At 38.0% G+C, this 24,788-nt stretch carries 14 protein-coding genes; 6 read left to right on the top strand and 8 right to left on the bottom strand.

Annotated elements, in window-relative coordinates; all coding sequences use genetic code 11:
• Nucleotides 1-77: 77 nt before the first annotated feature.
• Nucleotides 78-1,286: an endonuclease/exonuclease/phosphatase family protein gene (locus HU137_RS05015; RefSeq protein WP_182042695.1), complete on the top strand. Its 1,209-nt coding sequence runs from the start codon at nucleotides 78-80 to the stop codon at nucleotides 1,284-1,286.
• Between the two features lie 56 nt (nucleotides 1,287-1,342).
• Here the strand turns inward: HU137_RS05015 and HU137_RS05010 are convergent, their stop codons facing one another.
• A complete protein-coding gene (locus HU137_RS05010) occupies nucleotides 1,343-1,846 on the bottom strand; it encodes a DUF2480 family protein (RefSeq protein WP_182042694.1) in 504 nt (167 codons plus the stop codon).
• A gap of 75 nt (nucleotides 1,847-1,921) precedes the next feature.
• Here HU137_RS05010 and HU137_RS05005 point away from each other — a divergent pair, with 75 nt between their 5' ends.
• From HU137_RS05005 to HU137_RS04990, 4 genes are all read left to right on the top strand, one after another.
• The gene (locus HU137_RS05005; RefSeq protein WP_182042693.1) at nucleotides 1,922-3,547 is read left to right on the top strand and encodes a tetratricopeptide repeat protein; all 1,626 of its coding nucleotides are present in this window, start codon (nucleotides 1,922-1,924) and stop codon (nucleotides 3,545-3,547) included.
• Nucleotides 3,548-3,655: 108 nt separating this feature from the next.
• On the top strand, nucleotides 3,656-5,962 hold the full coding sequence (locus tag HU137_RS05000; protein WP_182042692.1) for a VPS10 domain-containing protein: 2,307 nt from the start codon (nucleotides 3,656-3,658) through the stop codon (nucleotides 5,960-5,962).
• Between the two features lie 158 nt (nucleotides 5,963-6,120).
• Nucleotides 6,121-7,236 (top strand): lipid-A-disaccharide synthase, encoded by a 1,116-nt coding sequence (gene lpxB, locus HU137_RS04995; RefSeq protein WP_182042691.1) that lies wholly within the window; start codon nucleotides 6,121-6,123, stop codon nucleotides 7,234-7,236.
• A 72-nt stretch (nucleotides 7,237-7,308) separates the two neighbouring features.
• Nucleotides 7,309-10,101: an outer membrane beta-barrel protein gene (locus HU137_RS04990; protein WP_182042690.1), complete on the top strand. Its 2,793-nt coding sequence runs from the start codon at nucleotides 7,309-7,311 to the stop codon at nucleotides 10,099-10,101.
• Between the two features lie 20 nt (nucleotides 10,102-10,121).
• Here the strand turns inward: HU137_RS04990 and HU137_RS04985 are convergent, their stop codons facing one another.
• From HU137_RS04985 to HU137_RS04955, 7 genes are all read right to left on the bottom strand, one after another.
• Nucleotides 10,122-11,555 carry an alpha-amylase family glycosyl hydrolase gene (locus HU137_RS04985; protein WP_182042689.1) on the bottom strand — a complete coding sequence of 478 codons (1,434 nt, stop codon included), beginning with the start codon at nucleotides 11,553-11,555 and terminating at the stop codon, nucleotides 10,122-10,124.
• A gap of 62 nt (nucleotides 11,556-11,617) precedes the next feature.
• The gene (locus HU137_RS04980; RefSeq protein WP_182042688.1) at nucleotides 11,618-13,474 is read right to left on the bottom strand and encodes a glycoside hydrolase family 13 protein; all 1,857 of its coding nucleotides are present in this window, start codon (nucleotides 13,472-13,474) and stop codon (nucleotides 11,618-11,620) included.
• 82 nt (nucleotides 13,475-13,556) lie between these two features.
• Nucleotides 13,557-15,728 (bottom strand): glycoside hydrolase family 97 protein, encoded by a 2,172-nt coding sequence (locus HU137_RS04975; protein ID WP_182042687.1) that lies wholly within the window; start codon nucleotides 15,726-15,728, stop codon nucleotides 13,557-13,559.
• A 122-nt stretch (nucleotides 15,729-15,850) separates the two neighbouring features.
• Nucleotides 15,851-18,157 carry a glycoside hydrolase family 65 protein gene (locus tag HU137_RS04970; RefSeq protein ID WP_182042686.1) on the bottom strand — a complete coding sequence of 769 codons (2,307 nt, stop codon included), beginning with the start codon at nucleotides 18,155-18,157 and terminating at the stop codon, nucleotides 15,851-15,853.
• 42 nt (nucleotides 18,158-18,199) lie between these two features.
• Entirely contained in the window at nucleotides 18,200-18,853 is a 654-nt protein-coding gene (gene pgmB, locus HU137_RS04965; protein ID WP_182042685.1) for a beta-phosphoglucomutase, read from the bottom strand.
• 1 nt (nucleotide 18,854) lies between these two features.
• Nucleotides 18,855-20,204: an MFS transporter gene (locus HU137_RS04960; protein WP_182042684.1), complete on the bottom strand. Its 1,350-nt coding sequence runs from the start codon at nucleotides 20,202-20,204 to the stop codon at nucleotides 18,855-18,857.
• 294 nt (nucleotides 20,205-20,498) lie between these two features.
• On the bottom strand, nucleotides 20,499-21,539 hold the full coding sequence (locus HU137_RS04955) for a LacI family DNA-binding transcriptional regulator (RefSeq protein WP_182042683.1): 1,041 nt from the start codon (nucleotides 21,537-21,539) through the stop codon (nucleotides 20,499-20,501).
• Nucleotides 21,540-21,823: 284 nt separating this feature from the next.
• On the opposite strand from HU137_RS04955, the gene HU137_RS04950 reads away from it, so the two are divergent.
• Nucleotides 21,824-24,778: a SusC/RagA family TonB-linked outer membrane protein gene (locus tag HU137_RS04950; RefSeq protein WP_182042682.1), complete on the top strand. Its 2,955-nt coding sequence runs from the start codon at nucleotides 21,824-21,826 to the stop codon at nucleotides 24,776-24,778.
• Nucleotides 24,779-24,788: the final 10 nt, after the last annotated feature.

Genomic DNA, 24,788 nt, shown 5'->3' with positions numbered 1-24,788 from the left:
TTTTAATCTCTATTTTTGCAATTCAAATTTGCCTCAGCTCATTTTTTTATGAGGGCACAAATGTAACAAATATAATTATGTATAAAATTAATAAAACATTAACGAATTTAACCTTCTTTTTCCTTTTAATTGTTTCTTCAGTTAATGGTCAACAAAATTACCAAGCAGCAACAATCGGCTTCTATAATGTTGAAAACCTATTTGATACGGGAATTTCTGTCGGATACATTGACGGAACCCGCAGTCCAGAAGACCCTATGTACCATATTTCAATTTCTGAAGATGAAATTTCCAATTATGAACATGAAGAATTTTTAGGTGAATTTACCTATGAAAATGTCGCAGGAAAGAAAGTCATCCGTCCTTTGATTTTACAAAAAGAAGAATTCTCACCCTCAGGAAAAAAGGTTTGGAATGAAGAAAAATACAACCAAAAGTTAAAAAATTTAGCTGAAGTCATCTCTGAATTGGGTAGAGAAACCACAAATGATGCGCCCGTCATCGTCGGTCTTTGTGAAATCGAAAACTTCAAAACCGTTGAAGACCTCATCAACCAACCTTTGTTGAAAAAATATAATTATGGCATCGCCCATTTTAATTCTTTTGATGCTCGAGGCGTTGATGTCGCTTTGATTTACCAGAAAAGCCGATTTCAAGTAACAAAAGCAAAACCTTATGTGATCGATATTTTTGAAAACGATGGAAGCCGTGATTATACCCGTGATATTTTACGTGTAACTGGGCTTTTAGATGGTGAAGAAATCACCTTTTTGGTAAATCACTGGCCTTCCAGAAGTGGTGGTGAAGCAGCAAGCCGCCCCAGAAGACAAAAAGCCGCTGAGGTTATGAAAGGAATTTATGACGAAATCAGAGCGGAAAACCCCAATGCCAAAATCATCGCCATGGGTGATTTTAATGATGATCCCGTAAGTCCAAGTTTAGACAAAACGATGGGCGCCATTTCCACTAAAGGGAAAATTAAAGATGGAGACATCGTCAATTTGATGTATACGATGTTTAAAAATGGCAATGGAACTCTGGCCTACCGCGACTCTTGGAATCTCTTTGACCAATTTCTCGTAACGGGAACATTAATGGACAAAGACAAAAAATTTGATTCTTATAAAGTGTATAAAACAGAAATCTATTCTCCAGAAAAATTGGTTCAACCGGACGGCCAATACAAAGGTTATCCTTATCGTATGTTTTCTGGTGACACCTTTAGAGCAAAAGGATACAGCGACCATTTTCCGGTGTACACAGTGCTTTTGAAAGAGTTGAAATAAAATAAAAATCCGTTCACTTCGAGAACCTCAGTGAACGGATTATATTACTATTCAAATTATTTCTTTTTCAGAAGTGGAACCGTACTACAAGCTTCGCCAAACATCAAAGTTTGAATATGCGGTTGGATTTTTTCTATCAATTGGATATATGCTGCGTCCGGAACCGGTTTTTTACTACAACCTTTTACGATGATTTTTTTGTTTTCAAATGGCGTTATGTCCAATTTGAAAATGATTTCTTGGTAAATTGAAGTCTCCAAATCCACCAAATTTCCTTTCACGATTTTTCTAGCAACCGGCTGTAAATAAGTTGCAACCAATAGAAAAGCCCAGGAAGGAATGATCGCATCAGTTGAACAATTCATCGCCACATAAGCATCCTGATAAATGTTCCAATCATGATTTTTCAATTGTTCACGAAAGTCTTTTTCTTTTAAAATCAATTCTTCATATAAAAAATCCTTTAGGTCAAATTGAATTCTTTTTCCTTCCGGATAATAATCTTCTAAATCTATGGTGATGAGTGGACTTTTGGCGACTCTATTTACGATCTCTTCCATTTTAAATTCTCTATCTTTGTTCAGGTTGTAAATTTACAAAAGAATCATGATTTTTTATCCCCTTAAATCCCGGTTTTGAGAAAGCTGAATCAATTTCTGTTTTGGATCCTTTTCCCCCTTTTTCTTTTGGCTCAGCCCAAAAATGAAAAAGAATGCGATGCTCAAATTGAAAATGCAATTGAAAAAATGTACATGAAAGAACACGCTTCTTCGTTGGAACTTTTGGTTCAGGCAAAATCGGTTTCGGAAAATAAAAATTGGATCCGACAAAATTTCAGAGCGACCATAAACATCGGGGCCAATTATTACATGATGATGGATTTTGAAGAAGCACTGAAATTTTATCTCGAAGCCTATGAAATAGCCGAAAAATCGGCCGACAAACGAAACATCATGGCGGTCTTAAATAACATCGCCATTTTGTATTTTCAAGAACGAAATTATCCAAAAGCCTATGAATATTTTTTGAAAGCCTATGATTTGGCGGACGAGAAAAAACAATCGGAAAAAAAAGGATATTATGCATTAAATCTAAGTTTGGTTTTGAATAAAATATCAAAACTGGACGAAGCCGAAACCTATACAAAAGAGGCGGAAAAACTCATTCCGGCAGATTCGGATTTCTTTCCCATGATCCAACTTTCCAAAGCCGAAAACGCATTGTTTCGAAAAAATTATCCGTTGGCAGAAAAAATTGCATTGGGTATAATCCCTCAGCTTTCCGGAAATAAACAACAGGAAAACAGGGTTTTTAATTATCTGGTGTTGGCGCAGATTTATGAACAAACAAACCAAACCGATAAAGCCCTATTTTATTTAAAAAAATCCCAAAACGAACCCCTCAATATTCAGGATAAAATAGAAGTTTACCAATTGATTTCGAAGGTTTATGCCCGACAAAATCAATACGACAAATCTCTATTGTACAAGGATTCGGTGATTTATACAAAAGATTCTTTGAGCAATTTCACCAATTCCGCTTTGTATGAAAACGGGAAAATAAAATTTGAAATTCAAAATTATCAATACGAACTCAAAGAAAGCCAGCGAAAACTGGAAGCGAGCCGGGAATTGTTGTTGACGTTTTTGATTTCGGGGATTTTGATTATTCTTTTAATCGGATTAGCCTTCCGAAACAACCATATCAAACACAAACAAAAAGAAAAAATCGTCGAATTGGAATTGGAAAAAGAACGAAATGAAAATCTTTTGTTGGAAAAACAATGGAAAGAGCAGGAAACCTTAAATTTATTGGAAAACGAACGCCTTCAAAACGAATTGGAAAAGAAAAACCGGAAATTGGCGACCCGTGCCTTGCATCTTTCGAGTAAAAATGAAATAATCGAACAGGTCATCAAAGAATTATCGGCTCATCCTCAAACGGCCAACAGTGAATTTGTAAAAAAATATTTGACCGAATTAAAATTCCAATTAAAAAATGACCGGCAACTCGATTCCTTTTTTACCCATTTTGAAGAAGCCAATCCGGGATTTTTAAAGAGACTCTCTGAAAAACACCCCGATTTGATCCCGGGAGAAATCCGATTCATCACCTATATCTATATGAATCTGAACAACAAAGAAATCGCTTCACTTCTAAACATCACTCCACAATCCACGCGTAAACGCAAAGAAAGACTGAGTAAAAAAATAAATCTAACGGAAGGAGAATCTTTATTTGCTTATTTATCAAGTATTTAGATTTTTTGTCACACCGGAATTCTGTTTTGTCACAAAATGTCGCACCTATTTTTTCAGGTTTCATCTTTCTATTTTGGAAATTTACCTTAGAACTAAATTCACCACAAAATGAAAAAAATATTTATTGGTTTGTTTTTCGGAATTCTTGTGAACCTACAGGGTCAATTTCAATTGGCCGGTTCCGATGAGTTTGGACAAATTCTCGATGTGACCTATTCTGTTAACCAACAAAATACCGTTTATGGACGTACCGTAAACAACCATATCGTAAAATCGATCGATTTAGGCGAAACCTGGGAAGTGATTCATTCCGTTCCACAGGAAAATTATTTTATAAACATAAAAGATCTTCGATTGACTGCCGATGGGAATTCGCTTTCTTATCTCTGCGTTGCGGAAGGAACCATTTATAATCGATTGGAAATCCTAAATCTTTCTACCGAAACCGTTGAAAAACAAATGTTTTCACCGATCGGAGCGGAAAATGGAAGTTTGGTGCAGTCGTATTCCTTAGCATCCGATGACGCTGACGTTGCTTTATTGCATACGACCCGCATGATCAACTGGGGTTTGACTACTGAAATATTTTATACGGTAAATGGAGGCACGGATTGGGATTCGGTTTATTTCGGCCCCGATTATGGAGATATAAATGTGAACAATGTGATGATTTCTCCCTATGATTCTCAACGTTTATTTATCATGCGCGGAGGCTCTCCCAATCCCACACAAGGAGGCCTTTTAATTTCCGGTGACGGAGGAATTACCTGGGAAGAGAAATTGCCCAATACAACTTATTCCGCTTTGACTTTCCATCCGGAAAATGAAAACGAAATCTATTTAGGAACCTATTATTTGAGTGGTGATATGGAAGAAAACCTCTACAAATCGAACGATGGAGGAGAAAACTGGAACATCGTTCCGATAAATTGGACCGCTATGTCCAGCAATAGCATCCATTCTATCGTTTTTAATCCTTCCAATTCAGATAAATTGATCATTTTGGAAGAAAACGAAATCGTTCTTTCGGAAGACGGAGGCCAAACATGGGAAAATCATGTCTATTCCGGAGAGGATTTCGAAACCGAATATTATTATGGAATTTCTGCATCCTATAATCCATTCGTAGAAAACCAAGTTATCATTTCTGCCAATTATTATCCGTTTATTTCCCATGACGGTGGTGCCACCATCGAAAAATTCAGATCGCCATTTCTCAACAGCACCGGGCGCATGGCTGCTTTTCAAGGTGAAAATAACCATGTGTATTATGGATTGCGTGGTGGATTTATCCACAAAGATCTCCAAACCCAAACTGAAAATGAAGTAGGTCTGATACCTTTGGGTGGATTTTCCAATTCTTCCAATAGTGGCGTGTATGCAGACCTAAATGAGGAAGGACGTCTCTTTTTCTCAACTTCTTCCATGATGGGACAATCCGCAGTTCATGTAAGCAATGATCACGGCGCCAGTTTCACGACTTTTTATAACGGCTCGTATTTGTTGTTGACCGCAACGCGAAGTTTACCTTCCAATCCGGATATCCTTTTAATTGCTTTTGGCGAAATGTTGTTCAAATTTGATGTAAGTGATTTGGAAAATGTAACCCATCAGGAATTAACCGTTCCGTCTGTTGGATTTGTGGAAACTATGTTGTTTGATGAAAATGAAAATCAATTTTTTATCGCCCAACTCAATAAAATACATAAAACCACTGATGACGGTCAAAATTGGGTAGATGTTTCAACGGGTTTGGAATCCCTGACCGGAAACGATTTTATTTATGATTTAAAACGAAATCCTGTAAATAATGATCAATTGGCCATAGCAACATCAAAAGGTGTTTTTATGTCAAACGACAACGGTCAAAACTGGGAAGAAACGGCTATTACAAGCCCTATGAACCGGGTGGAATTCTCTCCTTTTGTTGACGGGAAAATCGTGGCTACTGCACGTTTTGAGGATGGAAGCTTTTATCCGGCATCCGATTCAAAAACGGTTTATACAAAAGACGGTGGAGACAATTGGATCGAAATTTCCACAGACGAATTAGGATTTATGCGGACCATGACAACGGAAATTATTTTTACCGATGAAAATTCGGCTGATGTATATTTTCAAGTTTCCGATTTAGGTTTGATTCAATATACTTTGGACTTAACCACGATGGGTGTTTCAGATGGTGAAACATATGCCGCCGAAACCATACTTTATCCCAATCCGACTACCGGCATCCTTCAAATTCAATCCAAATCTGCAATTCAAAAGATGGTTTTAATGGATATGACGGGAAGAAAATTGGGTGAACCTTCCGGCTCTACATTGAACATTTCTACGCTTCCAAAAGGAATTTATCTTTTACAAATCCAATTGGAAAATGGAAAAACGGAAACCAAAAAAATAGTGAAAAAATAGAAATTTGTTCTATAGTTTAATTGTGAAATCAGGGAACCCAATTGGTTTCCCTGATTTTTTTTGTAAGAAACGCTACCTTTGTTTTTTCGGTTAAAAATTCTTTTCAAATCGATTCATGATATAGGAATTTGACCGAAATTTAAACAGTTGGAAAATAGATGAAATACTATATCATAGCAGGAGAAGCGTCCGGAGATTTACACGGTTCTAATTTGATGAAAGAAATCAAACGAAAAGATGCATCTGCCGAATTTCGGTTTTGGGGTGGAGATTTGATGGCGGAACAAGGCGGAAAACCCGTCAAACACTATCGGGATCTGGCTTTTATGGGATTTATCGAAGTTGCGATGAATCTACGTACCATTCTCGGAAATATCAAGTTTTGTAAAAAGGACATCGAAAATTGGAAACCCGATGCAGTGATTTTGATCGATTATCCGGGGTTCAATTTACGAGTTGCCGAATTTGTAAAATCGCTCGGCATCAAGGTTTATTATTATATTTCGCCACAGATTTGGGCATGGAAATCCGGACGGGTTCATACGATTAAAAAATTTGTGGACCGTATGTTTGTCATTCTTCCGTTTGAAAAGGATTTTTATGCCAAATACGATTATGAAGTGGATTTCGTGGGGCATCCATTGCTGGATGCGATGAAAGATTTACCCGATTTGGATTTGGAAAAATTTAAATCGGAAAATAATTTGGACGAACGAAAAGTCATCGCGCTTCTTCCTGGAAGCCGCAAGCAGGAAATCAGTGTAAAACTTCCCATCATGCTTTCGGTTCAAAAAGATTTCCCGGAATTCCAATTTGTAGTAGCCGGCGCTCCATCTCAGGATGCCGGATTTTACAAAGAAGTCGGAGGAAAGGATTTGAAAATCGTATTTGGGAAAACCTATGATTTGCTTCGAAGTTCGGAAGCGGCATTGGTCACTTCCGGTACGGCAACCTTGGAAACGGCTTTGTTAAATATCCCGGAAGTGGTTTGCTACAAAGGAAGTCGGATTTCGTATGAAATCGGAAAAAGAGTGGTGAAATACATCGATTATATTTCATTGGTCAATTTGATCATGGACAAAGAAGTCGTCAAAGAATTGATTCAAAGCGAATTAAATACGAAAAATCTAAAAACAGAATTAACTAAAATTCTGACTGAACCCAAACGTTCTCAGGTTTTAAACGATTACAGAGAACTTCGGGAAAAATTGGGCGGCGCAGGTGCTTCCGGACGAACGGCGGAATTGATAGTGGAGGATTTGAAACGATTTTAATCAGATTAACGTTTCATTAACCGCTCCCATCCCAATTTCCTTGTAAACTTGCAAGAATTTTATTTGATTTTCATGTTTCGACCTTTCCTCCTTATTCTATTTTTTGCATTTTTCTCCTACAATTTTGCACAAGAAAAAGTAAATATCACTGGAACCGCCATTGACGAAATCCTTCAAACGCCCGTTGAGGCCGCTACCGTCTATCTTTCGTTGAAGAGAGATTCAACTGTTGTGGAGTATTCGATTACCGATGCCGAAGGAAATTTCAATTTGGAAGTAAAAAAAATAGAAAAACCGGTATTTTTTACGGTATCAGATGATTTGTCAGGCAGTTATCAAATTGATTTTGAATCTTTAACCGAAAATAAAAATTTAGGTGAAGTACAACTCAAAACGGTCATCGATTTGGAAGGCGTTGTCATTTCAGGTGCGCCACCGATTCGCATCAAAACCGATACTTTGGAGTTCAATGCTTCTTCGTTCAAAGTCCGTCCGGACGCCAATGTGGAAACGCTTCTCAAACAATTACCCGGCGTAGAAATCGATGAAGAAGGAAAAATAACGGTCAACGGAAAAGAAGTCAATCAAATTCTGGTCAACGGAAAACCCTTTTTTGACAAAGACGGAAAAATTGCACTACAAAATCTTCCGGCCAATCTCATCAATAAAGTCCAAGTCACCGACACCAAAACCAAAAAGGAAGAACTTTCAGGTGACAAAGCCAGTGGAAACAATTCCAGTATCAACCTCACCATAGATGAAGATAAAAACAAAGGATTTATGCTCAAAGCGATGGGCGGATACGGAACGGATGACCGTTATGAATCGAGTTTGATGGCCAATTATTTTAAAGGAAATACCCGACTGAGCATTTTAGGCTCGTCCAATAACATCAATTCCGTAGGTTTTTCTATGAATGATATTTTTGACAATATGTCCGGCGGGAGAAATCGTTCTGTATGGATGAATGACAGCGGATCTTTCAGCATCAATGGGATCAATTTTGGTGGTTCTGGAAACGGAATTACACAGTCCAACGTCGGTGGAATCAATTATTCGGATAGTTGGGCAGACGAAGATATCGAGTTCAACGGAAGTTATTATTATACCGATTCTGACACGAAAAACAACAACCGAACGGTGCAACAAAATTTATTGCCCGACAATTTGTACACGACGACTTCAGTTACGAAATCACGCAATCAGTCCTACAACCATAATTTTACCACCGAATTGGAAGTGAAAATTGACTCCACTTCTACCATTTGGTTTGAACCGGGTTATGCGTACAATAAAACCAAATCTTCCAGTATTTTTGATAAGAATTCAGTCAATGAAGCTGGAGAACTTTTGAATGAAAGCAATGGAACAACGGAAGATGAAAAATCCAAACAAACTTTCAGCAACAACATCAATTTCTTCAAATCATTTCGAAATAAATCCAAACTGAACTTAGAGTTCTCCAACTCCAATTCACGTGATAAAGCCGATGCTTACAATATTTCCAACACCTATTTCTATCAGTCAGGCGATGCTGATGACATCAGGAATCAATATACACAAGACCGAAATCAGTCTGATGAATTTGAATTCAATTTAGAATATGAAATTCCGGTTCTGGATTCGGCTTATCTTGCTTTAGGTTCAGATTATGCCATCAGAAACAGGACGGACAACACCTATACTTTTAATTATGATGAAACTTTTCAGGACTATGTGACGCAAAACGAATTTTTAAGTTTCGAGTATGCGTCTGATTTTTATAACATCAACCCTTATGCTGCCTTTAAATGGCGAAAAAAGAAATTCAATTTGTCCCTAAATGGTGGTGTTCAATTTTTATCACAAAAAAACAACGGAAATTATCTTTCAGAAACCTATTTCCAAAGACAAGACTATACGCTTCCTTCTATTTCTGCCAATGGAAATTATCGGTTTGGGAAAGGGAATTCGCTTTATTTCAATTATAGTTACAGTGTAGATTTGCCTTCGGCACAACAATTATTGCCGATTGAAAACCGTAACAATCCTTTGAATTATTATATCGGAAATCCTGATTTAGATCCAACTAAAACGCATAATGTTTATTTCGGCTACAATAATTTCAACTTTCAAACCCGCACAGGATACAATGTTTATTTCGGAGGGAATTTTAACGAAGTTGCCATCACCAATTTCCGCTCAATCGATGAAGATTTCGTGACGACTTCGACTTATAGAAATGTCCATGGAAACTATAATCTCTGGGCTGGAGTGAACGGAAACAAATCTTTTACAAAAGGGAAAAGCAAGTTTCGTTTAGGTGGTGGAATCGGCGTCAACCACTCTTCCAATAAAGGATTTGTGGATGGTGCAGAATATTTGTCAAAAATCATCAGTCTTTCCCCTCGTGTGAATTTCAATTGGGATTTAGGCGAAATTTTAACCGTAAATCCAAGCTATAATTTGCGGTACCAATTCACAGATTATGAAAATTATCAAATCGAAAATTCAACCAATATCGTCCATACAGCTAAATTGACCACGACGAATTATTGGCCGAAAAACTTCGTGTTTGGAAACGATTTCAGTTATACCTATAATTCCAATATCGCCGACGGATTTAAAAAAGATTTCTTTTTATGGAATACAAGTTTGGCGTATAATTTCTGGAAAGACAAACTTACTTTCAAAGTCAAAGTTTATGATATTTTGAATCAAAATACCGGAGATAGAAGAACGGTTTCAGACACTTATATTTCTGATGTTCAAAATGATGTCTTGAAACGTTATTTGATGTTCTCGCTTGGGTTCAAATTGGACAAATTTGGCGGTAAAAAAGAACGGGGGCCTGGAAGAGGACCCCGTATGATGATTTTTGATTAAACCAACTCAATTCCTGTTTTCTATTCCATTTCATCTACCAAAATCCAATATTGCCAGGGTTGAAACTCCAATTCCTGGCTTTTTTCTAAATTGAATTTTTCGCCCATCATATAATTTTCAAATTCTCCGGAAATCGGTAAGGTAAAGGTTTTGCTTTCCTTAGATAAATTGGCAATGAAATAAACTTTCTTTCCATCCTTTTCACGTTTAAATGCGAGAATATGTTTATCGTCCGAAGTTTGAATTCGTTCATAAGAAGCTTTGTTCACGCCACCATTTAACGCCGGATTTTCCTTTTTCAATTTCCCCAATTTCTCATATACTGGAAACATTTTTCCCTTTTCATGCGGAATCGTATCTTTTTCAAAAAACTTCAACCTTTTATCCAAATCATATTCCTGCCCATTGTAAATCAACGGCATTCCCGGAAGCACGTAAGTCAAAGCAGCAAAGGTTTCCACTGCATCGCCGAGTCGCTCGTATTCCGTTCCGTTCCATGCGTTTTCATCGTGATTGGAAGTAAAATTCATCATGATATCTTGTTTTTGATACATCGAATCTTGTTCCGAAATCAATTGGTCAAAATCCGAAACATTCTTCTCTCCTTTTGCGATTTCGTTCATCAAATGATGCACAGGCCAATTGTATCCCATATCAAAAATACCTTTTAGCAATTCAGGTTTGTTAGATTCCATCAACATGAAAACCGGTTTCTGCTCTTTCAATTTCGGATACACAAATTCCCAATAATCGTATTTCACGTTATCCGCCACATCACAACGAAATCCGTCGATGTTCGCTTCTTTGATCCAATACACCATTTCCTCAGCCATCGCATCATAAAGCCCTCGGTCTTCATATTTCAAATGCGCAACGTCCGTCCAGCCCCAGGTTTCGCCCGTCTCTGGATTCAGCGGATCGGTTACTTCTCCTTTTGCATTTTTTTGATAGAATTCAGGATGTTCTTTTATCCATTTATGGTCCCATCCGGTATGATTGGCCACCCAATCCAGAATCACATACATTCCATTTTCATGTGCTGTATCAACCAATTTCTTAAAATCTTCAAGCGTTCCATAATCGGGATGAACCGCCGTATAATCGGAAATCGCATAATAACTGCCTAAATATTTTTTCTTTTCTTCCGGGTCGGTGATATCTTCAATCGATTTATCGCCAGTTGCCTTTCTTCGGTTCATCGAAATCGGTTGAATCGGCATCACCCAAATCACTTTTACACCCAATTTCTTCAGTTCGGGAATGTCTTTCGTAAAGGCTTCAAAGGTTCCTTCAGGCGAATATTGACGGATATTCGCTTCATAAATCACTGCATTTTCCATTTCCGCAGGCGAATATTCTTTCATCGCCAATTGGTCTACTTCTACTGTTTTTTCCTTTTTACAAGCCACAGCAAATAAGAATAAACTTAGACTTGTTATGATTAATTTTTTCATATTGTATTTTTTCTTAACAGCCCTGCCAGGGTTTGAAACCCTGGCAGGGCTAATCGGATTACTTATTTCAACTCCAAAATCAAAGAAGATTTCGCTTTTACTTTCAATTGATCGGTTAATTTAAATTCATTTCCGCTCATCACATCTTTTCCCGCTGTAAAATCTTTAATTCCTTCCATAAATCGCTTTAATTCCAACTTATGATCCTTCTCCGAACTATTCAAAACCACCATAACGGATTCTTTCTCGTTATGTCGAAAGTACACATACACATTTTCTTGCGGTATAAAATGTAAAGTCTTTCCAGTATGAATCACATCTTTTCCTTTTCTCCAGTTCAATAATTTTTTGGTGAAATTGAAATAAGCTTTTTGTTCAGCTGTTCTTCCTTCTTCCGTAAAAGCATTGTTTTTGTCTCCAGCCCAACCACCAGGAAAATCACGACGGATGTCGCCATCACCTTTTCCTTTATCACCTTTCATTCCGATTTCGGAACCATAATATAGCTGCGGAATCCCGCGAATGGTAAGAATTAAGCTCATCGCTAATTTGTAGTCTTCAATATTCGAATAAATTTCATTGAATCGGTTGGTGTCATGATTCTCCGCAAATACCATGATGTTGTCGATTTCCGGATATAAAAAATCATTTGTGAAATTTTCATAAACACGCATCATTCCGCTGTCCCAACCTTGATTTTCTTTGAACGCCAAACCAATTGCATCGTGCAAAGTAAAATCCATCACCGAAGGCAAATTGGAATTATAATTATCCAATGCTCCGATTTTACTGTCCTTTTGCCAATAAGCCATTTGGGCTTGGTCATGCATCCAGATTTCGCCTACGATGTTGAAATTTGGGTATTCGTCCATGATGCGTTTGGTCCATTCGGCAATTCCTTTTTTATCATTATATGAATACGTATCCACCCGCAATCCATCCAATCCGGCAAATTCTATCCACCAAATCGCATTTTGCACCATATAATTCAACACCAAAGGATTGCTCTGATTCATATCCGGCATCGTTGTATCAAACCAACCATCCATACAGCCTTCAGCATCAATTTCCGCAGCATTTTGATCAAATTGTGTCGTCATGCGGTAATTGCTTCGCTGAAATCCATTTTGCTTTTGGGCTTCTTCCGTGTGCCAAACATGAATCCAATCTTCCATAGGTAAATCCTGAATGATCCAATGTTTAGATCCCCAATGATTGGTCACATAATCCATCACCAATTTCATTTCACGTTTGTGCAATTCGTCTGCCAATCGTTTATAATCAGCATTGGTTCCATAACGCGGATCGATTTTATAATAATCGCTTTGCGCATACCCGTGATAGGAATACGCCGGTTCGTTGTCTTCCAAAAGCGGCGTACTCCAAATCGTCGTAATGCCTAGTTCGTCCAAATAATCAAGATTCTGGATGATTCCTTCCAAATCTCCTCCATGACGACCGTTCAGGTCAGAACGATTGGCGATTTCGGCTGTTTCTTTGGTGTTATCGTTGTTGGGATTTCCATTTGCAAAACGATCCGGCATCAATAAATAAAACACATCTGAACTGTCGAAACCTTTTCGCTGAGCGGAATTGTTTTCTCTTGATTTGAATTCATAATCAAAGGATTGAACTGTTTTTTTTCCTTTTTTAAAGTTCAATTTTACTTTTCCAGGTTGAACACCTTTGGTGTCGATCGTTACAAAAAGATAATTAGGATTTTCAACTTTTAGGACTTCTTTGATTTGAATTCCGTTCGAAAATTCCGGCACCAAATGGTTGATATTTTTTCCATACACCAACAATTGCAATTCGGTGTTTTTCATGCCGCTCCACCAAAATTCTGGTTCTATTTTTTGAATTTGGGCAAATGAATTGATTAGAATGAATAGGAATAAAATCGATGTTAATTTCTTCATATTTAATTTAGTTTTTCTGCGAAACTCTACGAGATCTGCGGGAAATAAATCGCCCACAGATTGCACAGATAAACGCAGATTTTTATTTCACTTCAACAATACTTACTGCAAATCCACCACCCGGAGCGGATGTCAAACTCAACTCCGATTTCGAAGTTACTTTTTGTTTCGAAATCACATAAGCCTGTGGATTGGTTTTATAATGCGCATCTTTAGCATCGGCATAAATGGTTGCTTCATATTTTTTTCCTTTGTCCAAAAAGTCCAATTTCAATTTCGAAGTTCTTTTTTCCAAACCATTTGAATTACCTATGAACCAATTGTTGGAGTTTTTATCTTTTCGCGCTACCGTTATGTATTTTCCCGGTTCGGCTTCCAAATACTTGCTGTCCTGCCAGTCCACCGGAACGTCTTTGATGAATTGAAACGCATCGGGAAAGCGTTCGTAATTTTCGATCAAATCCGCAGCCATTTGTAATGGGCTGTACATGGTCAAATACAATCCCAATTGATTTGCGATTGTGAAATTCCCATGTGATTTGTTGTTTGGATTTACTTTTTCGATGTGCATTTCAAAAATTCCCGGTGTATAATCCATCGGCCCACCGATCAATCTGGTAAAAGGTAAAATCGTTGTGTGATTGGGTTTTGAACCACCAAAAGCTTGGAATTCCGTTCCCCGCGCAGATTCATTTCCGATTAAATTCGGCCAAGTTCTCGCAACACCCGTCGGACGAACCGCTTCGTGTGCATTGACCATGATTTGATAATCTGCCGCTTTTTCAATGGCATACTGAAAATGATTGACTGTATTTTGGCTGTAATGGTATTCGCCTCTCGGAATGATATCACCAACATAGCCACTTTTCACGGCATTGTAACCATTGTCTTTCATAAATTGATAGGCTTTGTCCATGTGGCGCTCGTAATTACGAACCGAACTTGAAGTTTCATGGTGCATGATCAATTCAACTCCTTTTGATTTTGCGTAAGCATTCAACATTTTCACATCAAAATCGGGATAAGGTGTCACGAAATCAAAAACATAATCTTTGTGGTTGCCGAACCAATCTTCCCATCCTTCGTTCCATCCTTCTACCAAAACCGCATCAAACCCATGTTTCGAAGCAAAATCGATGTAGGATTTTACGTGATCATTGTTGGCGCCGTGGTTTGGACTTTGTTTGGCTTTTGAATAATCGGTCACACCCAATTGAACCGTTGAAAAATCAGTGGTATATGCCCATGAACTTTTTCCGGTGATCATCTCCCACCAAACGCCGACATATTTCACCGGTTTGATCCAAGAAGTATCGTCGATTTTGGAAGGTTCATTTAAATTATACGTCATCTTTGAAGCCAAAATATCACGTGCATCATCGCTCACGATGATCGTACGCCAAGGTGTTGTGGTCGGCGCTTGAATGTAACCTTTGTCACCCAAAACATCGGGTGTGAGATGCGCATTGAAAACCAAATTTTTATCGTCCAATTCTAAACTCAAACAAGCAAAATTGATCAAAGCTGCTTCGTGCAAATTGATGTAAATTCCATCGCTTGATTTCATCATCAAAGCCGTTTGAACTCCGGTTTTGGAAAATTGTTTTTGCGAAGCATTGCTTGTAACCGCCGTGTCAAACAATCCTCTGATTTCAGAAAGTTTGGATTCGGTATAATCGTATTCTTGTGAGTCATAATCGCCCGGAAGCCACCAAGCGGTGTGGTCGCCGGTCATTGCAAACTGCGTTTTTTCTTCTTTGATGACGAAATAAGTCAGGTTTTTCTGTTCCGGAAATTCATATCGGAATCCCAATCCATCATCAAACAAGCGGAAACGAATCAAAATATTTCGATCCGTTTTGTCTTGATGAAGCGTTACCGCCAATTCGTTATAATGGTTTCTTATTGCTGAAACTTCGCCCCAAACCGGTTTCCAAGTTTCATCAAAAGTTGAATTTTTCAAATCACTTACTTTAAATCCTGATTGAAGATTGGTCATGGCTCTAGCTTTTTCGGCTTCTACCGATTTTTGCGAGTCAAACTCCATATCCATATTTTTGGATTTCAATTCAAATCCCAATTGGCTGGTTTTGATGACCGGTTTTCCTTTGTAATTCAATTGATACGTTGGGGTTCCGTTTGAAGACAAAGCAAATTCCATTGTGAAATTTCCGTTGGGAGACTTCAATTGCTGCCCAAAGGAAAGGCTCGCAATCAACAGCATTATACTTAGATTCAGAATATTATTTTTCATTTTTAATTAATTTAAAGTTTAACTACTAACCAGATAGTTATCTAGTTTTTCTATGTGGTTACATTTTTATTTACGTCAAGGTCATATACAATCTGAAAATAATTTTGGAGGTCGTTTATAATTTACACTTTTACAAAGTTACCAGGTTCAATTCTTACAGATTTTCCATTCAGATTCACATCTAAATGATCATTTCCATCAAGCGAAAATTCTGTTCCTTCGTGTGAAACATTCACTTTCAATATTTGGTTTCTGAAATTGACTTTAAACGAAAAACTTTTCCATTCAATAGGAATTTTAGGTTCAAAATACAATTTCCCGTTTTTCACACGCATTCCCCCAAATCCTTCCACGATACTCATCCAAGTTCCCGCCATCGACGTGATGTGCAAACCTTCTTCCACTTCTTTGTTGTAATCATCCAAATCCAAACGTGAAGTCCTTAAGTAAAATTCGTAAGCTTGATTCATTCGTCCCAATTTCGCTGCTTGAATGCTGTGTACACAAGGCGAAAGCGAGGATTCATGAACAGTCAAAGGTTCATAAAAATCAAAATGCTTTTCCAATTCTTCTACCGAAAAATCATCTTCAAAAAAATAAAATCCTTGTAAAACATCAGCTTGTTTGATATAAGGCGAACGCAAAATCCGGTCCCAAGACCATTTCTGATTCAGCGGTCTTTCCGAAGAGTCCAATTGGGAAACAGGTTTTAAATCTTTATCCAAAAATCCGTCTTGTTGTAAATAAACGCCATGTTCTTCCGAGAAAGGAAAATATATGTTGTCGGAAACATTTTTCCATTCGGCGATTTCGGATTTGGACAGTCGAACTTTGTTTAAAATTCGGATGTAATCCGAGTTGAATTCCTTTTCCAATTTCTCTATGTTTTCGATCGTATAATCGATACACCATTTCGCTAAATAATTGGTATAGAAATTATTATTGATGTTGTTTTCATATTCATTGGGGCCGGTCACACCGAGCATTACAAATTTTTGTTTGGCTTCCGACCAATTCACTCTTTGGTGCCAAAAACGCGCAATCCCGATTAAAACTTCCAATCCCATTTCCGGAACGTAACTGAAATCGCCCGTGTACCGAACATAATTGTAAATCGCAAATGCAATCGCACCGTTTCGGTGGATTTCTTCAAAGGTGATTTCCCATTCGTTATGGCATTCTTCACCGTTCATCGTGACCATCGGATACAGCGCTGCTCCGTTTTTAAATCCTAATTTTTCTGCATTTTCGATGGCTTTTTCCAAATGATTAAATCGGTAAACCAAAAGATTTCGTGCTACTTCCTGATTTTTGGTCGCCATATAAAAAGGAAGACAATAAGCCTCTGTATCCCAATAAGTTGATCCACCATATTTCTCTCCGGTAAATCCTTTTGGGCCGATGTTCAATCGGGCGTCTTTACCTAAATAAGTTTGGTTCAATTGAAATATATTGAAGCGAATGCCTTGTTGGGCTTTGACATCGCCATCGATGGTGATATCTGCCATTTCCCAGATTTTGGCCCAAGCCTTTTTTTGATTTTGGAATAATTTCTCAAATCCTAAATCATTTGCTTTCGCCAAAACACTTTGTGCAGCTTTTACCAATTCTTTTTCATCATGATTCGTCGAAACGGTATATCCGCCGAATTTTACTAAAGAAGCGGTTTCATTCTGGTTGACATCAACTTCATATTTCAACTGAACTTTGGTTTCGGATTGAATATTTTCGGAAGAATGAATTTTTTGTTTTTGATCATTGATAAAAATGGAATTTTCCATGAAAGTCACGACGTTAAATCCGGTTTTGAATGTTTTGGCTTGCACAAATCCAAATTCGTTGTCAATTCCGGAAATAATCGGTTCCCAAAAAGTTTCTTCCCAATTTGCATCGCGGTTTTTTACGCCTGAATCGACATAAGGATTGAAATTAATTCTAGCGGAATTATTTAAAGGTTTAATTTCATACTTGATCGCTCCCAATTCGTCTAAATCCAAAGACAGAAATCGTTTCACATGGACTTCTATTTCAGTTCCATTTTTCAATTTTGCAGAATAAGAACGCCCGAGCCAACCTTCTTTCATATTCAATTCGCGACGGAAGTTGGAAACTTCTACTTGATTTAAATCTAGAATTTCGTCATTGATTTCGATATCGATTCCGATCCAGTTTGGCCCATTTAAAACTTTGGCAAAATATTCAGGATAGCCGTTTTTCCACCAACCCACTTTGGTTTTGTCGGGATAATAAACCCCGGCGATGTAACTCCCCTGAAAAGTTTCTCCGGTGTACATTTCTTCGAAATTGGCGCGTTGTCCCATTGCGCCATTTCCTATGCTGAAAAGACTTTCGGATGACATCACGCGATCTTTGTCAAATCCTTCTTCGATGATCGACCACGCATCCGGTATGATATAATTTTGATTCATTTTTAATTGTAATAAGTATAATGTAATACGTACAAAGTACTTTTAGTTGTTTTCTAATTTTTCTAAAAACTCATTTGAAATTTGATTAAAGTCCGAAAAAACAAAATCGGCTTCTTTCAAAATTTCTTTTTCTCCAATGCCAATGCTGAGCATCCCTGCACTATTTGCAGCTTGAATTCCGGCAACGGCATCTTCAAAAACGACACAATTGACTGGATTTGATTTGACTTTTTCCGCACCGATTAAAAATACTTCCGGATCGGGTTTGGCTTTGGAAACATCATTTCCATCTACTATCGCATCGAAATAATCCAACAACCCAACTTTTTCCAAAATCGGTTTGGCATTTTTACTCGCCGACCCCAAAACGATTTTTCCTTCTATTTTCTTGATGAAATCCAATGCATTTAAAACCCCTGGAAGAATTTCGGAAGCATTCATTTTTTCAATATAGGAAAGGTATTCTTCGTTTTTTTTGTGTAAAAACCGATCAAAATCTGCATCGGAAATGGTTTTATTACCCAAATCCAAAATGATTTCGAGTGAACGAATTCGGCTTACGCCTTTTAATAATTCGTTGTGTTCTTTTGTGAAATCGATTTCGAGTTCATCAGCCAAATTTTTCCATGCCAAATAATGGTATTTCGCCGTGTCGACGATAACGCCGTCGAGATCAAATATGTAGGTGTTTATCATTTTAATTGGTGATTAAAGGTTCGTCCACATCATGTACACGCATCACAAAAAGAGCGGCGATGATCAAAGCAATCCCACTGGTCATCATGGCATAAATCGGATTTCCACCATAGAAATATTTTACAATCGGTCCACCAATTACTGCATTGACAATTTGGGGCATACAAATGAAAAAGTTGAAAATTCCCATATAAACCCCCATTTTTTTGGCTGGAATCGATCCTGCCAAAATCGCATAAGGCATCGCCAAAATACTCGCCCAAGCTATTCCGACACCGACCATAGAAAGAATCAAATAATTTGGATTTTGAATAAAATAAATGGAGATCAAACCCAAACCACCTGCGATCAAAGAAAACGTATGTGTTTTTTTTCTTCCTAATTTTTTGGCAATGGCGGGTAAGAAAAAGGCATAAACAGCTGAAACTGCATTGTATACCCCAAAAATAATCCCAACCCAATCTCCTGCTTTTTGATACGTGGCAGAGTGGTTGTCATCCAGTGGAAGTCCATAAACATGATGCGCAATCGCAGGTGTGGAAAAAACCCACATGCCAAATAGCGCAAACCAGGTGAAAAATTGAACCAGACCCAATTGCTTCATCGTTTTGGGCATTTGGCCAAAATCTTTGAAGATTTGGGAGAAACTGGCTTTTTCTTCTACTAGGATTGTTTTTCCTTCAGCTTTCTCAAAGGCTTCCAGTTCTTCAGGCGAATATTCTTTTGTAGTAAATACCGTTATCAATACCGTCACGACAATTGCAACGGCTCCAATTCCAAATGACAAAATCAAATGCAAAGGAATTTCTCCGACTGCCGCTTCATTTGAAACCCCAAACCAATTGCTCAAAACATAGGGCAACCAAGAACCGATCACAGCTCCCAAACCAATCAAAACGGTTTGAATAGAGTACCCCAAGGTTCTCTGATCTGATGGCAACATGTCTGCAACAAATGCGCGCATGGGTTCCATCGCAATGTTGAAAGAAGCGTCCATGATCATCAGAAATCCTGCGCCCATCCAAAGTGCCGGAAGAATTGCTGTAAAAGCACCTGCCTGCGGCATGAGAATTAATCCAATCGAAGCCAACATCGCGCCCAAAAGGAAATAAGGCTTTCTTCTTCCGAATTTGGACCAAGTGTTATCTGAATAATGACCGATTATTGGTTGAACGACCAAACCCATCAATGGCGCCACGATCCAAAACCATGATAATTGATGTATGTCTGCACCAAAAGTGCTGAGAATTCTACTGGCATTTGCATTTTGAAGTGCAAATCCCATTTGTACACCAAGATAACCGAAACTGAGATTCCAGATTTCGAGAAATCCTAATTTACGCTTTTTCATTATCGTAATTAATTGTTAAACAATACGATAAGCTAAAAGCTTATCAAAACCTATAATCATGTGAGAAGTAAAAATATAAGTTTCGACAAGGCAAATATAATGGATAATTTGATTTAGAATAATTTATGAAAAAGATTTAATGTTAAATTTTGTCATGATTTTTGAATGTTGCACATCAAAAATACAAGCAAAAATGATCAATTTATCGTTTAACAGCTTTCTTAAAGAATAAAATTTCCCCATCCTATAAACTCTCACCCATTTACTCAACCACTCAACCACTCAACCACGCCACTACTTAGTAGATTCTCTTTCTTTTAATTCGGTTTCGATGACGATGGTTTGGTATTCTTCTTCCGGTGTGATGCCTTCCAATTTATCAAGTAGAAGTTTGGCTGCGGCTTCTCCCATTTCGCGGCCGTGTTGCCGAACCGCCGTTAAACTCGGATAGGAATATTTGGGCAAATCTCCGTCTGAAAAAGCGATGATGGAGACCTCACCCGGAATTTTAGAGCCTTTCTTTTTAAAATAATTGGCAGCTGTAATGGTATAGAACTCGTTTACGCCGATGAGTCCGTCTACATCCGGATAAATTTGGATTAGTTTTTCCAATTCTTGAAAGATGAATTTTTCAATTTCGTCCGAAGAAAATTGGTCTTTCACTTTGATAATTAATGCATCGTCAATTTCAATCTGACTTTCAATTAAAGCTTCCTTATATCCTTTTAATCGAAGATTTCCTACCGAAACAAAGTCTTCTGTTGTAATAAATACAATACGTTTACAGCCGGTTTTCAGTAATTTCTGTGTGGCTTCTTTTGCTCCCTGAACATCATCGATCACCACTTTATCACAATTTACCTCTTGGACTTCCCGGTCAAACATAACTATGGGAACGCCTTGCGAAATGGTTTCGTTAAAATGATGATAATCACCTCTTTTCATCGTTTCTTTTGCGACAGAAAGAATGAAACCGTCGATGCTTCCGTTGACCAAAGTTTCCATATTGAGGACTTCTTTTTCAAAAGAATCATTTGAGACTGCGATGATGACGTTGTAATTCCGACGATTGGCCTCAGACTCAATTCCTTGTACCACGTTGGTAAAGAAGTGGTTCACGATTTGGGGAAGGATGATCGCAATCGAATTTGTGGATTTATTGCGAAGGTTTAATGCAATACTATTGGGTTTGTAATTGTACATTTTGGCAAATGCCTGAATTTTTTGTCGAGTTTCCAGACCAATTTCTTCATTATCGCGAAGAGATTTAGAAACGGTAGAAACGGAAACGCCCAATTCTTTGGCAATTTGTTTTAAGGTTACATTTTTCTTCAATTCTCCAAGTTTTTTAAATTTTTATCTTTCAATTACTTAGAATTCTTAAAGAAATTGAAAAACTTATCAACACGAAAACGTTTTCGGAGTTTTTTATAGTGTCGCGACTACACCAACATATGTTCTATTTACATATTTTTAACACCGAGAAGTAAAAATATAACATTTTTTTCAAAACGTTAATTAATAACTGAGGGTTGAAATGAGCCGTAAAATTGGAAATCTATTTGAACAGATTTATGGCGAATTCCATCTGACTATTTAAAACAATAAAATTTAAACAGATGAAATTATTGAACAAAATTTATGTTGTTTGCCTTTTGGTTGTCCCGATATGGGCAGTCGCACAAACAACAGTGACCGGAGTGGTAACTGAGGACGAAGCCGGATTTACGCTTCCTGATGTTACTGTCACTAACCAAAGCACACTGGAAGAAGTCTTTACAGATTTGGATGGTGCTTTCAGTCTCCAAGCCAGTGAGGGTGACGTCATCTTGTTTTCATTGGATGGCTATGATGATATGTCCATCAATTATAACAATGAGTCTTCGCTCAATATCACCATGCGAACTTCCTCTTCATTTCAATTGGATGAAGTCGTCGTAATCGGATATGGTACAACTACTTACAAAGACGCAACAGGTTCTGTGGTCGCCGTTACGGAAAAAGATTTTAACGAAGGAATCGTAACTGCACCGGAGCAATTGTTGACCGGAAAAGTAGCCGGTTTGGCGATTACCACAGGTGGTGGACAACCTGGAACCGGATCACTGATCCGAATCAGAGGTGGTTCTTCCATCAATGCGGTAAATGATCCGTTATTTGTCGTAGATGGTGTTCCGATGGATAATGGGGCTTCGATTGCGGGTTCCTCCAATCCTTTGAATTACATCAATTCAGCGGACATCGAGTCCATCAGTGTTTTAAAAGATGCTTCTGCAACGGCCATCTATGGCGCAAGAGCATCCAATGGTGTGATCATCATCACTACAAAAAGAGGAAATAAAAACAAAAAACTAGGTGTAACTTTAAACAGTTCCGTATCGCTTCAAGACCGTATCAATCAAGTTGATGTTTTATCGGGCGATCAATTCCGTCAGGTAATCAATGAAAGAGCCAATGAAGATGTGGCTGCTTTATTGGGTACTGCTAACACCAACTGGCAAGATGAAATCTTTAAAAAAGCATTGGGTTATGATACCAATGTAGGTTTGACCGGAAACATCACTCCGAACCTACCTTTCCGTTTATCACTTGGATACACCAATCAAGATGGTATGTTGAAAACCAGCAACTTCGAACGAACTACGGCTTCAGTTAGTTTGTCGCCATCTTTATTGGACGATCATTTGAAAATTGACATCAATGCAAAAGGATCTGTAGAAGAAAACCAATTTGCTGACACAGGAGCCATCGGTTCTGCGATCATGATGGATCCGACGCAGCCGGTTTATTCGGGGAACTCTGACTTTGGAGGTTATTGGGAATGGTTAAATGCGGATGGAAATCCAAATGCCAATGCAACAAGAAATCCGCTTGCATTATTGATGTTGAAAGACAATCATTCTTATGTCAACCGATTGGTTGGAAACGTGAAGTTTGATTATAAAATCCATGGATTTGAAGATTTAAAAGCGGTGATGAATTTAGGATTGGATTATTCACAATCCAGCGGTTCAGAGACTGTCCCTGCTTTTGCACGCATGAATTATAATTCTGATGTTCCTGACAATGGAGGATTAAGGAGAGATTATGATCAAATCAGAAGAAATCAATTGTTTGATTTTTATTTGAATTATAACAAAGAAGTTGCTTCCATCAAAAGTTTATTTGATGTAACGGCTGGTTATTCTTACCAAAGTTTTGATTATGACAACCATGAGTTGAGCACCAGCGAAAACGGAGAAGTACTAAACAGTGAAATTTCGGACATTAACACTCGTGTATTGTTAGGGTTTTTTGGACGTTTCAATTATACCTTCAACGAAAAGTATTTGTTAACCGGTACTTTGCGTTATGATGGAACTTCTCGTTTTGCGGAAGACGTAAGATGGGGATGGTTCCCTTCATTGGCTGCGGCTTGGAATATTTCGGAAGAAGGATTTCTTAAAGATTCAAAAACGGTTTCTAACTTAAAACTACGTGCCGGATGGGGAATTACAGGTCAGGAGAATTTGAACAACCAACCTTATCCTTATTTGCCGATCTATTTGAGCTCTGTTAACCAATACGCTTATTACCCAATCGGTGGAAATTATGTACCGACTTTGCGTCCCAACATTTATGATCCATTGATCAAATGGGAAGAAACGACGACATGGAACATCGGTTTAGATTTCGGATTTTTTAACAATAGAATGTGGGGTTCAGTTGAATATTATCTAAAAGAAACGGAAGACATGATCCAAAATGTGGCTGCTCCACTTCCGAATTTGAACAACAGAATCACAACCAACATCGGAACCATGGAAAACAGAGGTGTGGAAATCGCACTCGGTGGAGATCTGATCAAATCAACAGATTTCACTTGGACTGTAAATGCAAACGCAACATTCAATGAAAACGAAATCACCAAAATTTCAGGTGCCGGAAACAACGAATTTTACTTAACAGGTGATGCTATTGCAGGAGGAACTGGAAATTTGGTATTGGCCAATATGGTCGGTGCGCCTTCTTATTCGTTCTATGTATATGAACAAGTTTATGACGCAAACGGAACGCCTATCGAAGGGGCTTATGTTGACCAAAACGGAGACGGTCAAATCAACGACCAGGATTTGCGTATTTTCCATAGTGGAAGACCGGATTGGATGTTGGGATTCAGCTCCAATTTGAATTATAAAAATTGGGATTTCGGATTCTCTATGCGTGCCAACATTGGAAATTATTTGTACAACAACGTCGCTTCAAACGTCGGAACTTATGCTGCAACACGCGGAACCAACGGATATTTGGCGAACATTCAGGCTGACGCTTTGAATTCACAATTTGAGAACAACGAATATTTCTCAGATTATTATATCCAAAACGCTTCTTTCTTGAAGATGGATTATATGACTTTGGGTTATACGTTTGACAAAATCTTTGGCAAAACCAATATGCGTTTTTACGGAACCGTTCAAAATGTATTTACCATTACGGAATATGATGGACTAGATCCAGAAATCGGAAGTGGAATCGATAACAATGTTTATCCGCGTCCAAGAATCTATACCTTAGGTGTAAATGTGAACTTTTAACTTATTAAAT

It is taken from the genome of Moheibacter lacus (assembly GCF_014042165.1).
In the GTDB taxonomy this organism is placed as follows: Bacteria; Bacteroidota; Bacteroidia; order Flavobacteriales; family Weeksellaceae; genus Moheibacter; species Moheibacter lacus.
Note: the sequence above shows the minus strand (reverse complement) of the source record. Positions and strands in the feature narration are given on the sequence as shown.

Excerpts from the sequence above, each read along its gene's own strand:
- HU137_RS05015 (WP_182042695.1), top strand. The coding sequence starts at position 78 with ATGTATAAAATTAATAAAACATTAACGAATTTAACCTTCTTTTTCCTT.
- HU137_RS05010 (WP_182042694.1), bottom strand. The coding sequence starts at position 1,846 with ATGGAAGAGATCGTAAATAGAGTCGCCAAAAGTCCACTCATCACCATA.
- HU137_RS05000 (WP_182042692.1), top strand. The coding sequence starts at position 3,656 with ATGAAAAAAATATTTATTGGTTTGTTTTTCGGAATTCTTGTGAACCTA.
- lpxB (WP_182042691.1), top strand. The coding sequence starts at position 6,121 with ATGAAATACTATATCATAGCAGGAGAAGCGTCCGGAGATTTACACGGT.
- HU137_RS04990 (WP_182042690.1), top strand. The coding sequence starts at position 7,309 with ATGTTTCGACCTTTCCTCCTTATTCTATTTTTTGCATTTTTCTCCTAC.
- HU137_RS04985 (WP_182042689.1), bottom strand. The coding sequence starts at position 11,555 with ATGAAAAAATTAATCATAACAAGTCTAAGTTTATTCTTATTTGCTGTG.
- HU137_RS04980 (WP_182042688.1), bottom strand. The coding sequence starts at position 13,474 with ATGAAGAAATTAACATCGATTTTATTCCTATTCATTCTAATCAATTCA.
- HU137_RS04975 (WP_182042687.1), bottom strand. The coding sequence starts at position 15,728 with ATGAAAAATAATATTCTGAATCTAAGTATAATGCTGTTGATTGCGAGC.
- HU137_RS04970 (WP_182042686.1), bottom strand. The coding sequence starts at position 18,157 with ATGAATCAAAATTATATCATACCGGATGCGTGGTCGATCATCGAAGAA.
- pgmB (WP_182042685.1), bottom strand. The coding sequence starts at position 18,853 with ATGATAAACACCTACATATTTGATCTCGACGGCGTTATCGTCGACACG.
- HU137_RS04960 (WP_182042684.1), bottom strand. The coding sequence starts at position 20,204 with ATGAAAAAGCGTAAATTAGGATTTCTCGAAATCTGGAATCTCAGTTTC.
- HU137_RS04950 (WP_182042682.1), top strand. The coding sequence starts at position 21,824 with ATGAAATTATTGAACAAAATTTATGTTGTTTGCCTTTTGGTTGTCCCG.